13 protein-coding genes and 1 tRNA gene are annotated in these 11402 nt (G+C 73.1%); 11 read left to right on the forward strand and 3 right to left on the reverse strand.

From position 1 onward, the window contains the following. The 4 genes from M4J07_RS42950 to M4J07_RS42965 all read left to right on the forward strand — a co-directional run. Window positions 1-480, forward strand: a 480-nt coding sequence (locus M4J07_RS42950) for an HNH endonuclease family protein (protein ID WP_255981817.1), incomplete at its 5' end; no start/stop codon positions are given. 110 nt (window positions 481-590) lie between these two features. Beyond that, window positions 591-2249, forward strand: a complete 1659-nt coding sequence (locus M4J07_RS42955) for an alkaline phosphatase D family protein (RefSeq protein WP_255981820.1) — start codon at window positions 591-593, stop codon at window positions 2247-2249. 132 nt (window positions 2250-2381) lie between these two features. Next, window positions 2382-4352: an FAD/NAD(P)-binding protein gene (locus M4J07_RS42960; RefSeq protein ID WP_255981822.1), complete on the forward strand. Its 1971-nt coding sequence runs from the start codon at window positions 2382-2384 to the stop codon at window positions 4350-4352. Window positions 4353-4444: 92 nt separating this feature from the next. Next, on the forward strand, window positions 4445-4891 hold the full coding sequence (locus M4J07_RS42965; RefSeq protein WP_255981824.1) for a DoxX family protein: 447 nt from the start codon (window positions 4445-4447) through the stop codon (window positions 4889-4891). A gap of 67 nt (window positions 4892-4958) precedes the next feature. Here M4J07_RS42965 and M4J07_RS42970 read toward each other — a convergent pair whose 3' ends face one another. Beyond that, the gene (locus M4J07_RS42970; protein ID WP_255981826.1) at window positions 4959-5489 is read right to left on the reverse strand and encodes a superoxide dismutase family protein; all 531 of its coding nucleotides are present in this window, start codon (window positions 5487-5489) and stop codon (window positions 4959-4961) included. A 232-nt stretch (window positions 5490-5721) separates the two neighbouring features. On the opposite strand from M4J07_RS42970, the gene M4J07_RS42975 reads away from it, so the two are divergent. Continuing rightward, window positions 5722-6345 carry a DedA family protein gene (locus tag M4J07_RS42975; protein WP_255981828.1) on the forward strand — a complete coding sequence of 208 codons (624 nt, stop codon included), beginning with the start codon at window positions 5722-5724 and terminating at the stop codon, window positions 6343-6345. Here the strand turns inward: M4J07_RS42975 and M4J07_RS42980 are convergent. Next, the gene (locus M4J07_RS42980) at window positions 6333-6566 is read right to left on the reverse strand and encodes a DUF2277 domain-containing protein (protein WP_255981830.1); all 234 of its coding nucleotides are present in this window, start codon (window positions 6564-6566) and stop codon (window positions 6333-6335) included. The two genes, M4J07_RS42975 and M4J07_RS42980, sit on opposite strands and share 13 nt — an antisense overlap. 98 nt (window positions 6567-6664) lie before the next feature. On the opposite strand from M4J07_RS42980, the gene M4J07_RS42985 reads away from it, so the two are divergent. Next, on the forward strand, window positions 6665-7054 hold the full coding sequence (locus M4J07_RS42985) for a hypothetical protein (protein WP_255981832.1): 390 nt from the start codon (window positions 6665-6667) through the stop codon (window positions 7052-7054). A 43-nt stretch (window positions 7055-7097) separates the two neighbouring features. Here M4J07_RS42985 and M4J07_RS42990 read toward each other — a convergent pair. Next, window positions 7098-7169: transfer RNA gene (locus tag M4J07_RS42990), tRNA-Val, on the reverse strand. Window positions 7170-7441: 272 nt separating this feature from the next. On the opposite strand from M4J07_RS42990, the gene M4J07_RS42995 reads away from it, so the two are divergent. From M4J07_RS42995 to M4J07_RS43015, 5 genes are all read left to right on the forward strand, one after another. Beyond that, window positions 7442-8221, forward strand: a complete 780-nt coding sequence (locus tag M4J07_RS42995; protein ID WP_255981834.1) for a DUF4097 family beta strand repeat-containing protein — start codon at window positions 7442-7444, stop codon at window positions 8219-8221. Between the two features lie 98 nt (window positions 8222-8319). Then, window positions 8320-9759, forward strand: a complete 1440-nt coding sequence (locus M4J07_RS43000) for a hypothetical protein (protein ID WP_255981842.1) — start codon at window positions 8320-8322, stop codon at window positions 9757-9759. A gap of 87 nt (window positions 9760-9846) precedes the next feature. After that, on the forward strand, window positions 9847-10368 hold the full coding sequence (locus tag M4J07_RS43005; protein WP_255981836.1) for a DUF4383 domain-containing protein: 522 nt from the start codon (window positions 9847-9849) through the stop codon (window positions 10366-10368). 33 nt (window positions 10369-10401) lie between these two features. Then, window positions 10402-11115, forward strand: a complete 714-nt coding sequence (locus M4J07_RS43010; RefSeq protein WP_255981838.1) for a FadR/GntR family transcriptional regulator — start codon at window positions 10402-10404, stop codon at window positions 11113-11115. Window positions 11116-11124: 9 nt separating this feature from the next. Then, window positions 11125-11352: an FmdB family zinc ribbon protein gene (locus tag M4J07_RS43015; protein ID WP_255981840.1), complete on the forward strand. Its 228-nt coding sequence runs from the start codon at window positions 11125-11127 to the stop codon at window positions 11350-11352. The last annotated feature ends 50 nt before the right edge of the window (window positions 11353-11402 follow it).

The raw sequence follows: 11402 nt of genomic DNA on the forward strand, positions 1-11402 counted from the left end.
GGCTCGTCCGACGGTTACAGCCGTGACCTGTTCCCGCACTGGATCACCCAGTCCGGCGCCTGCAACACCCGCGAGGTCGTCCTGAAGCGCGACGGCACGAACGTGGTGACCGACTCCAGCTGTGCCGCCACGTCCGGCAGTTGGTACTCGCCGTACGACGGCGCCACCTGGACCGCGTCGGGCGACGTGGACATCGACCACGTCGTCCCGCTGTCCGAGGCGTGGAAGTCCGGCGCCAACTCCTGGACGACCACGAAGCGCCAGGGCTTCGCCAACGACCTCACCCGCCCGCAGCTCATCGCGGTCACCGACAACGTCAACCAGTCCAAGGGCGACCAGGACCCGGCCAGCTGGATGCCCTCCCGCACCGCGTACACCTGCACGTACCTGCGGATGTGGGTCCAGGTGAAGCACTACTACGCCCTCACGGTCGACTCGGCCGAGAAGTCGGCGATCCAGTCGGGGCTCAGCGGCTGCTGACGACGGATCCGGATCATCGGGGCCGCCGGAACCGGCCCGCCCACCTCCGACGTTCCGTACCGTACGGGCGGGACGTCGGAGGGACGCCCCACGAACGCGGAGGCGATCACGTGGCGAGGCTGCGCCTGGGACCATTGCTCAGGTACGTGGACGAGGAGTGCGCGACGGTCTGGGTCGAGGCGAACCGGCCCTGTGTCGCGGAGGTGCGCTGCGCCGACGGCGCCTACGGCAGCGCGCCGACCTTCCAGATAGACGGCCACCACTACGCACTGGTCCCGGTCACCGGCCTCACCCCCGGGACCGGGACCACGTACGAGGTGGTCCTCGACGGCGGCCTGGTCTGGCCGGAGCCGGACTCCGCGTTCCCGCCGAGCACCATCCGCACCCCGGACCACACGGCGGCCCCGGCCGGGCCCGTCCGCGTCACCTTCGGCTCCTGCCGCTGGGCCGCCCCGCCCGCCGACGAGCACGACCCCGTCGGCCCCGACGCCCTCGACTCGCTGGCCGCCCGGCTCGCCGCGGACCCGGACACCGAGCGCCCCGACGTGCTCGTCCTCCTCGGCGACCAGGTGTACGCGGACGAGACGTCACCGGCCACGCGGACGTGGCTGGCCCGCCGCCGCGATCTCACCGACCCGCCGGGCACCCAGGTCGCGGACTACCAGGAGTACACGCACCTCTACTACGAGTCCTGGCTGGACCCGGACATCCGCTGGCTGCTCTCCACGGTCCCCAGCTGCATGATCTTCGACGACCACGACGTCATCGACGACTGGAACACCAGCGCCGCCTGGCTGCGGGACATGCGCGCCACCCCCTGGTGGCAGGAGCGCATCCTGAGCGGACTGATGTCGTACTGGGTGCACCAGCACATAGGCAACCTCCCGCCGTCCGAGCTGGCCCTCGACCCCGTCTACGAGGCGGTGCGCGCGACCCCCGACGGGACGGACGCGCTACGGGAGTTCGCCGCCCGCGCCGACGCCGACCCGGGCTGCGTCCGCTGGAGCTACCGCCGCGACTTCGGCCGGGTCCGCCTGCTGATGGTCGACACCCGCGCGGCCCGCGTCCTCGACGAGCAGCACCGGGCGATGCTCGACCCGGACGAGGCGGAGTGGATCCGCGCCCAGGCCCTCGACGGCCAGGACGCCGCGCCGGGCGCCTACGACCACCTCCTCATCGGCACGTCGCTGCCCTGGCTGCTGCCGCACCTCGTCCACGACGCCGAGGGGTGGAACGCGGCGCTGTGCCGCGGTGAGCGCGGGGCGCGCTGGGCGCGGTTCGGCGAGAACCTGCGCAGACGGGCCGACCTGGAGCACTGGGCGGCGTTCCCGACGTCGTTCGACGCGCTCACGGAGCTGATCGAGGAAGCCGGTTCGGGCCCGGCCGCCCCCGCGACCGTGTCGGTGCTGTCCGGCGACGTGCACCACGCGTACGTCGCCGAACCCGCCTGGCCGGACGGCGCGGCGACCGCCCCCGCCGCGCGGGTGCTGCAGCTGACCTGCTCGCCCGTCCACAACTCCATCCCCGCCTCCATCCGCGTCGGCTTCCGCTTCGGCTGGAGCCGCGCCGGGCGCGCCCTCGGCCGCCGCTTCGCCCGGCACGCCCGCGCGGCCGCCCCGCGGATCAACTGGCGCAAGACGGGCGGTCCTTGGTTCGGCAACCAGCTGATGACCCTGACCATGCGGGACCGCACCGCGGACCTCGCGCTCGACCAGGCCGACGCGAGGACCGGCGGGCTGACGAGGGCGGCGGAGCGGCGGCTGGCGTAAGCCCCGCCACCGGCCTCCCGGGGGGCCTGCCGGGGGCCCGGTCGACCGGGCCTGTCGCGGCGGGCGGGCGAAACGGCATGATGAGGCGGACCGTCCGCTTCCAGCAGCCCCACATGCCCCGGGAGTTCCCTTTTGCCTGCCCGCAATGCCGTGTCACGCCCCGCCGGAACCCCCTCAGCGAGCCTCGCGATCGTCGGCGCGGGCCCTCGCGGCACCAGCGTGCTGGAGCGGCTGACCGCCTCCGTGGACGAGCTCCTGCCGGCCGGCGTCCGGCTCACGGTCCACATGATCGACCCGGCGCCGCCGGGCGCGGGCGCCGTCTGGCGCACGGACCAGGCGCCCGAGCTGCTGATGAACACGGTGGCCTGCCAGGTCACCCTGTTCACCGACGACAGCGTCGACTGCGCGGGCCCGGTCCGTCCCGGCCCGAGCCTGTACGAGTGGGCTCGCACCGACGACGCAGACAACGCAGACAACGCAGAGGAAGCGCCCCTCGGCCCCGACGACTACCCCACCCGCGCCCGGTACGGCCGTTATCTGCGGCGGGTGTTCGCCGACACGGTCGCCGCCGCCCCGCCCGCCGTCGAGGTCGTCACCCACGCCACCCGCGCCGTCCGCCTGGCGGAGTCCCCCGACGGCCACCAGACGCTCACCCTCGCCGACGGCCGTGAACTCGCCGGACTGCACGCGGTCGTCCTCACCCAGGGCCATCTGCCCGCCGTCGGCACCCCGGCCGAGCGCCGGCTCACCGAGTACGCGCACCGGCACGGCCTGCGCCACGTCCCGCCGGCGAACCCGGCCGACCTCGACCTGACCTCCGTGGCCCCCGGCGAACCGGTCCTGCTGCGCGGCCTCGGCCTCAACTTCTTCGACCACATGGCCCTGTTCACGGAAGGCCGCGGCGGCCGCTACACCACCGGCCGGGGCGGCGCCCTGCGCTACGAGCCCTCGGGCAACGAGCCGCGCCTGTACGCCGGTTCGCGCCGCGGCGTCCCGTACCAGGCGCGCGGCGACAACGCCAAGGGCCCTTACGGACGCCATCGGCCGGCCGTGCTCACCCCGGAGTCGACAGCCCGGTTCCGCAAGCGGGCCGACTCCGGTGACGCGCCCGACTTCCTCGCCGACATATGGCCGCTGGTCGCGAAGGAGGTCGAGACCGTCTATTACGAGGCGCTCCTGAAGGCCGACGGGCGGACCGCCCCGGAGTTCCGGGACCGCTTCCTCGACGCCCCGCACCGCTCGCCCCAAGAGGCGGACGTCCTGCGGGAGTTCGGGGTGCCGGACGACCGGCACTGGTCCTGGGACCGGGTCTCGCGGCCGGACGCCGGCCATGACTTCGCCTCCGCCGCCGAGTGGCGCGCCCGGCTCCTGGGCCGGTTGCGCGAGGACGCCGCGCACGCCGCCCTCGGCAATGTCGACGGCCCCGTGAAGGCCGCGCTCGACGTGCTGCGCGACCTGCGCAACGAACTGCGCCTCGTCGTCGACCACGGCGGCCTGTCCGGCGTCTCGCGCCGCGACCACCTCGACCGCTGGTACACCCCGCTCAACGCGTTCCTGTCGATCGGCCCGCCCCGCCGCCGGATAGAGGAGATGACGGCGCTGATCGAGGCGGGGGTGCTGACCGTGATCGGCCCACGGCTCGAAGTGAGCGCGCGCGACGGCCAGTTCACGGCGCACTCGCCCGACGTGCCGGGCTCGGCCGTGACGGTCACCACACTCGTCGAGGCGCGGCTGCCCGAGCCGGACGTCCGCAGGACCGCCGACGAACTGCTCGCCGGGCTCCTGAAGACGGGCCGGGCCCGGCCGCACACGGTCGACGGCTACGAAACCGGAGGGCTCGACGTGACACCGCGCCCATACCGTCTGATCGACCGTCAGGGTGTCGCCCACGCACGGCGGTTCGCGTTCGGGGTACCCACCGAGGGAGTGCACTGGGTGACCGCCGCCGGGGCCCGCCCCGGCGTCGACTCGGTGACGCTCTCGGACGCCGACGCGGTGGCGCGGGCCGCGCTGCGGACCGTCGCGGGAGGCGACATGGGGGGCAAAACGGAAGACGACCATGGCCGAATGTTGAAGTTGCAAGCATTGGTTAGGTTCTCCTAATCTGAGCCGCTCCCCCATCGGTGGGACGGCGGCAACGGCGGCGCCGGCCCCACCGGTGACTCGGTTACGTCCCCGACCGAAGGAGTCCCCCCATGACTGGACGTCTCAATCACGCCCAGCCCTATGCCCTCGGCCTGTTCCGCATGGTCGTCGGCCTGCTCTTCGCCAGCCACGGCGCCGCCTCGCTGTTCGGCGTCCTCGGCGGCATGAACGGCGACACCGTCCCCGCCGGCACCTGGCCCGGGTGGTACGCGGCCGTGATCCAGCTCGTCGGCGGCGGCCTGGTCCTGCTGGGCCTCGGCACGCGGTTCGCCGCGCTGGTCTCCTCGGGCTCGATGGCCTACGCGTACTTCAAGGTCCACCAGCCCGAGTCCCTGTGGCCGCTCCAGAACGGCGGCGAGCCCTCCGCGATGTTCTGCTGGGCCATGCTGCTGCTGGTCTTCACCGGCTCCGGCGCCCTCGGCCTCGACCGGCTCTTCGCCGGGCGCGGCGCGGCGGCCGACGAGACGGCGCCCGCGCGCGAGACCGTCGCGGCCTGACCCGCACGCACGACGGCGCCCGCTCCCCTCACGGAGGGCGGGCGCCGCCGTCGTACCTGAGCAGCACCTACGGCTGCGAGACGAACGGCACCGTGACGCAGGCCACGCGCTTGCCCGCGGTACCGGGCTCGTCGTGCAGCACGACCGAACCCGCCCCGCCGGGCCGCACACCCCAGTCCTTGTGCGTGACCGCAGAACCGTTGCCTCGGGCATCGGCGGTGAAGTCCAGCCACACCTCGTTCTCGCGGTTCACCTGCTTCGGGTCGACCACATGCTGGTAGTGCCCGCCCGCGTCGGCCGGGTCGGCGCCGCACGGCTTCTGGTGGACGTGGGCGCCGTAGACGTGGCCGGGCACGAGGCCGTCCACACGCAGCGTGACGGTCATGCCGTGGTTGTCGCCGTGCTGCCCGACCGAGACCCCGGCCGCCGCGGGCACCAGCTCCATGTCGTACGTGATCGCGCGCGAGGAAGCGATCGCCGAAGGCGGCGCGAAGTCCCCTCCGACCCCCAGCCAGTAGCAATCCGCCGCTCCTCCGGTCCCGCCGCCTGCCGCGAACACGGCCGCCGCGAGAGCCCCGGTCACCATTCCTGCCACCATCGCCGGTTCCTCCGGTCACTCGGTTTTCCCCCGGTTCACCGCCCTTCGTACGGGAATCGGGCGCCCGGCGCAGCGCCAAAACCGGCACACGAGTGAACGTGACGTGGGGAACATCTGTACCCCTTGCGTCACTTGAGCAACTTCTGAGGCGTACGCTGTACAGCTGTCATGAAGCCGCTCCTGTCCGGAGGGAACGGTCCAGGGATCGGTCCGTACGGGGAGTTGGCTCGCGGTGTTGGAGAGTGTGGGGTCGCTGACCGGCAGCCCATGGATCTACGCGATCGTGGCGCTCTCGGTGCTCTTCGACGTCTTCGTGCCCGTCCTGCCCAGCGGCGTCCTCGTGATCACCGCGGCCACCGCCGCCGCGGCCGGCACCGCCACGGGCGAGATCCCGCACGGCGTGCCCGACCTGCTCTTCCTCACGCTCAGCGCCGCCACGGCCTCGGTCCTCGGCGACCTGGTCGCCTACCGGCTCGCCTGGCGCGGCGGTGAGCGCCTGGACCGCGCCATCGCGCGCTCGCGCCGGCTGACCACCGCGCAGGAACGTCTCGGCGGGGCCCTCGCCCGGTCCAGCGGCGGACTGCTCGTGATCATCGCCCGGTTCGCGCCCGCGGGCCGCTCGGTCGTCTCCTTCGCGGCCGGCACGGCCCACCGCAGGGTCCGCGAGTTCCTGCCCTGGTCGGCCCTGGCGGGCGTGGCCTGGGCGGCGTACAGCGTCGCGCTCGGCTACTTCGGCGCCCAGTGGCTCGGCGCGAGCTGGCTGTCCACCGTCGTCTCGCTGCTCGCCCTGGTGGGCGCGGGCATCGTGGCGGCCTATGTGATGCGCCGCCCCGTGCCGGAGGCTCAGGAAGCCTGAGCGGGCTTCGCCGCTCCCCGCACCTCCAGGCCGTCGAGCAGCTCGGCGGTGGCCCTGGCGATCTCGTCCACGGCCCGCTCGAACACCTCGCGGTTGTGCGCGGCGGGCGCCCGGAACCCGGACACCTTGCGCACGTACTGCAGGGCAGCGGCTCTGACCTCCTCCTCCGTGGCCTCTTCGGGGAGGACGGGCGGGCGGAGGGTCTTGATGCTTCGGCACATGCCTCCAGTCTGCCGCCGCCCCACGGAACGGACACACGTTCGCGTGAACTCCGCGAAGTTGCTCGCACCGCGAATTCGAACAGACGTAGCATTGCCGGGTGGCAGCGACCGACGACGATTCCGCCCCAGATCCCTTCGACTACCCGAGCGACCTCCTCGCGGGCCAGGAGGAGCTGCACCAGATCCGGGCCGACCTGGTGGCCCTCCTGAAGAGACTCCCCTGGTCCGTCGAGCCCCTCGACGCGATCAGCGACACCCAGGGCTGGCGCAAGCTGGAGCGCCCCGCGTCACCGGGCTGGAGCGAGGACGAGCAGGCCGAGATCGAGAAGCTCCGGCAGCGCGAGCGCGAGCTGGCCGTCTTCGTGACGTGTCACCGCCACTGGGCGGCGCTCTCCGGCACGGACGCGGTGCGGGCCCGGGCCCGCCTCAAGCACGTCCACGCCACCCGGCCCGCCGGGGGCGCACACGAAGAAGACCCCCGGATCTGATCACCACGACCAGACCCGGGGGTCTTCCCTCTGCTTCCTGCGGTGGGCGCGGACGGTTTCGAACCGCCGACATCCTGCTTGTAAGGCAGGCGCTCTACCCCTGAGCTACGCACCCGGGATCCCTGGCGCTGTGACCAGGACGAGCCGACAGCCTACCTTGCCGACGGCCGTGCACCGCACACCAGTAACGACCAGCTCCATGCCGGGTCCGTGCCGAGTCCCCGCCGGGCCCCTGCGGGGGTTAACCCCACCCGCGATCCGGTGGCCGACCGGATCCCGCCGGCCCCCTTCCCCCTCGTACGTTCATCAGTGCCGGCCACCGTCCCGGCACCGCAGAACCAGCCGCCACAGGGGGAGTTCACCATGTCAGCCCGTATGTCAGTCCGTATGCGAGCCCGTTCGCCCCGCACCGTCCGCGCCCTGGCCGCCGCCACCGCCGTGGTCGCCGTCGCGGCGACGGCCACCGCGTGCGGCGCCGACTCGTCGGACGACACCAGCCCCGAGCACCGCTCCTTCGCCCTGCACGGCAAGACGCTCACGGTCGACTCGGACGACTCCCGGCTCGACCTCGTGCCCGGCGACGGGAAAGAGGTGAAGGTGACCCGGTGGTTCGAGGGTTCCACCGTGATCGGCTCCTCGCCCGAGGCGACCTGGTCGTGGCGGTCCGCCGAGGACCGGCTGACCCTGCGGATGCACTGCAGCGGCTTCATCGTCAACTGCTCGGCCCGGCACCGCGTCGAGGTGCCGCGCGGCGTCGCCGTGGTCGTCCGCAACGACGACGGCAGCGTCCACGCCCGCGACTTCAGGAACGGCCTGGACATCTCGACCAGCGACGGCTCCGTCCGCGTCGAGAACAGCTCGGGACCGCTGCGCCTGAACGGCGAGGACGGCTCGCTGCACGCCACCGGCATCGACGCCCGCCGCGTCACCGTCCGCACCGAGGACGGCGAGGCCCGCATCGACCTGCGCACGGTCCCCGACCGCGTCGAGGCGACCAGCCAGGACGGCTCCCTCACCCTCGGCCTGCCCGGCTCCGCCAGGTACCGGGTGACCACGGACACGGACGACGGCGCCGTCGACGTCTCGGTCCCCCGCGATCCGCGCAGCGAGCACCGGGTGTCCGCCCGCGCCCAGGACGGAAAAGTCACGGTCCGAACCGCGAACTAACCGGCCCGTGTGTTCGTCATTAACCGGTGGGAGAATGAACCGGGCAGGACGATACGACACGGGCAGCACGGGAGAGGTTAGTGACGGCGACGACGACCATGCAACAGCATTCGTCGTCCCCTGCCCCCGGTTCCTGCGCAGGGACATCACGCCCTGAAGGCCCGCGGAAACCGCCGCGCTCCACCACGAGCCCCGAAGGGGCGCGGGGAACTGCGCGACCAGCGATCCGCGACTTCCTGACGCTGACCCTGCTCCCGGTCCCCCTCCTCGTGGCCGCGCTCACCTCCACGTTCAACGCCGGAGGCACCCGCCGGTGGTTCGGCGGCCGGGCCGAGTCGCAGCGCGCCGAGGCCCAGGCCGCCAAGGACGCCGCGGCCGCCGCCTTCTACGAGCTGGACACCGCCCAGCGGGACCTGCGCATCTCGATAGAGACGATCACCGCGGTCGACGACTCCCCCGCGGCCCGCCGCGCCGTCACCGACTTCCAGCAGCTCGGCCACCGCATCGACGAGGTCAGCCAGCAGTACATCACCGCGGTCGACGCCCACGACCTCGACCGCGACGACCTGGAAGCGAGCGCGGCGACCCGCGCACGGGGCGAACTGACCGGCGCCAAGGACCAGTTGACCCGCGTCAAGGGCGACCTGGACCGGTTCGCCCAGGGCCTCGGCCCGCTGCTCGGCAAGGCGGAGACGCAGCTGGCCCGCCTCGCCCCGTCCGTGGAGCGCGCCCGCCAGTCCCTGCTCGCCGCGACGACCGCACTGGACGCCGTACGGCAGGCGGGCCTGAAGGCGGACGACCTCGCGGCCCGGCTCGCCGCCCTCGGCCCCGAACTGACCCGGCTGAACCAGGGCGCGGGGCAGCACGGCGTACCGGAGACCCTGGAGCGCGCGGAGCGGGTCGCGCGGGACGCCGAGGCCGTGCGGGCAGAGGCCGACCGGCTCCCGGAGAAGGCCGCCGAGATCGACCGCCGGCTCGTCTCCCTGCGCACCCGCGCCCAGGCCCTCACCACCCGCGCCGGCCAGGTCGAGCCGATCCTGAGCGAGCTGCGGCGCCGGTTCACGGCCGCGTGCTGGCAGGACCTGCAGCGCGTACCGGAGCTCGCCGGGGAGAACGTGCGGCAGGCCGAGGCCAAGCTCGCCGAGGCCCGCACCGCCCGCGAGGCCCAGCGCTGGCCGGACGCCACCGCCCTGCTGTCCACGGTCCGTGCCCTGCTGAACAGCACGGACGAGTCCGTCTCCGCCGCCTCCGACCGCCTGCAGCGGCTGAACGCGGTGGCGAAGGACCCCCAGCAGGAGATCGACCGCACCCGGTTCGCGATCCGGGACGCCCAGCGGCTGGCGATGGCGGGCCGCAGCACCCCCGACCCGCGGCACGCCCGCCCCCTCGACGACTCCGTGGGCCGCCTGGACCGTGCCGTCGAGGGCCTGGAGGGCCGCCACCCCGACTACTGGCACTTCCTCACGGAGACGGAGGCCGTGCGGCAGACGGTGGCCCGGGTCGTCGCCCAGATCCGCGAGGAGCGCGGCGGCGGCTGACGCGGTTGGCACTCGCCGGGCGGCGGGCGGATCCTTGTAGTGCGTGCGTACGCGCACGTGACGCATGTGCAAGGAGGCGAGGCGATCATGGCCACGCACGTACTCCACCCCGGATCCCGGCGGCACGTCACCCTCGACGAGCACCTGCCCGTCGATCACCGGCTGAGCAAGGTGTACCGCACCGGCGCGGGCCTGATGGGACTCGTCCTGCTCGCCTTCGGCATCCTCGGGCTCATCGACAAGGTCGGCTTCTTCGACACCGGCGGGGACACGGTCGCCGGTCTGAACACGAACGGCGCGCTCAGCGTCCTGTCCATCTGCGTCGGCCTGCTGCTGTTCGTCGGCATGCTGATCGGCGGAAACTTCGCGTCGACGCTCAACATGGTGCTCGGCATCCTCTTCATCCTCAGCGGCTTCGTGAACCTGGCGCTGCTGGACACCGGCGCGAACTTCCTCGCCTTCCGCATCCAGAACGTCCTCTTCAGCTTCGTCGTCGGACTGCTGCTGATGTTCTTCGGGATGTACGGGCGGGTCAGCGGCACCCTTCCGCACGACAACCCGTACTGGCGGGCCCGGCACGCGGCGGACGACCGGCCCGGCGCCGATTGATATTGCCCGGGGTGGCGTGCGAGCCTGCTCCGCATGACCAGCTCACCGCCGGTGCCGCGGCCCGGGCGCGACCTGCGCGGCATCGTGGTCGAGGCACTGGCGCGCGGCATCGCCGACGGCACGTACGGCGCGGGCACGTTACTCGAACCGTCCTGTCTGACCATCGAGTCGACGACCGTCGCCCGAGCCGTGTTCGCGGCGGCGGTCCGGGTGCTCGTGACGAAGGACATGGTGGACGAGACGTGGCAGGTGCGCCCGGAGTCCGACTGGAACCTCCTCGACCCGGACGTCCTGCGCTGGACGCTGGCGGCCCACCCACCTCCCGCGCCCGCGCTCACCGCCTTCTTCGGTGACCTGCACGAACTGCGCCGCTCCGTCGAACCGTCGGCGGCGGCGCTGGCCGCGCAGCACCGTTCGAACGAGGATCTGGCCGCTCTCGACGAGGCGTTGACGGCGATGGCCGTGGCGGAGCGGTCCCTGGAGGGCGATCCGGTGCGGGCCGCGGGCGCCGACATGGCGTTCCACTCGACCCTCCTCAGGGCCTCCGGCAACCGGTTCTTCGCCCAGCTGCTCCGGGTCATCGTGCCGGCGCTCGGCGCGCGGAGCCGGCTGGTGTTCGCGGGCCCGCACCACCACCCGGTGGCCAGCCACGCGGAAGTCGCGGACCGGGTGCGGGAGATGGACTCCGACGGCGCCTACACGGCGATGCTGGAACTCCTCGACCTCTCGCTGCGCGACGACCCGTAATCTGGGCGCATGCCTCGCTACGAATACCGCTGCCGCAGCTGCGGCGACACGTTCGAACTGTCCCGCCCGATGGCCGAGTCCTCGGCCCCCGCGACGTGCCCGGCGGGCCACCCGGACACGGTGAAACTCCTCTCGACGGTAGGCCTGGCAGGCACCACCCCGTCCCCGCAGGCGCCGTCCGGCGGTAGTGGAGGCGGTGGCGGTGGCGGCTGCTGCGGAGGCGGCTGCTGCGGCTAGCCCCCGAGCCGAGCCCACCCCGCCCTGGGCAATCCACCACCCGGGCCGGC

Origin of the sequence: Streptomyces longispororuber, from assembly GCF_024448165.1 — a bacterium.
In the GTDB taxonomy this organism is placed as follows: domain Bacteria; phylum Actinomycetota; class Actinomycetes; order Streptomycetales; family Streptomycetaceae; genus Streptomyces; species Streptomyces longispororuber_A.

What these genes read in the sequence shown, in the direction of transcription:
- M4J07_RS43015 (WP_255981840.1), top strand. Translation starts at nt 11,125, where the DNA reads ATGCCTCGCTACGAATACCGCTGCCGCAGCTGCGGCGACACGTTCGAA.
- M4J07_RS43010 (WP_255981838.1), top strand. Translation starts at nt 10,402, where the DNA reads ATGACCAGCTCACCGCCGGTGCCGCGGCCCGGGCGCGACCTGCGCGGC.
- M4J07_RS42980 (WP_255981830.1), bottom strand. Translation starts at nt 6,566, where the DNA reads ATGTGCCGAAGCATCAAGACCCTCCGCCCGCCCGTCCTCCCCGAAGAG.
- M4J07_RS42995 (WP_255981834.1), top strand. Translation starts at nt 7,442, where the DNA reads ATGCGAGCCCGTTCGCCCCGCACCGTCCGCGCCCTGGCCGCCGCCACC.
- M4J07_RS43005 (WP_255981836.1), top strand. Translation starts at nt 9,847, where the DNA reads ATGGCCACGCACGTACTCCACCCCGGATCCCGGCGGCACGTCACCCTC.
- M4J07_RS42970 (WP_255981826.1), bottom strand. Translation starts at nt 5,489, where the DNA reads ATGGTGGCAGGAATGGTGACCGGGGCTCTCGCGGCGGCCGTGTTCGCG.
- M4J07_RS43000 (WP_255981842.1), top strand. Translation starts at nt 8,320, where the DNA reads ATGCAACAGCATTCGTCGTCCCCTGCCCCCGGTTCCTGCGCAGGGACA.
- M4J07_RS42965 (WP_255981824.1), top strand. Translation starts at nt 4,445, where the DNA reads ATGACTGGACGTCTCAATCACGCCCAGCCCTATGCCCTCGGCCTGTTC.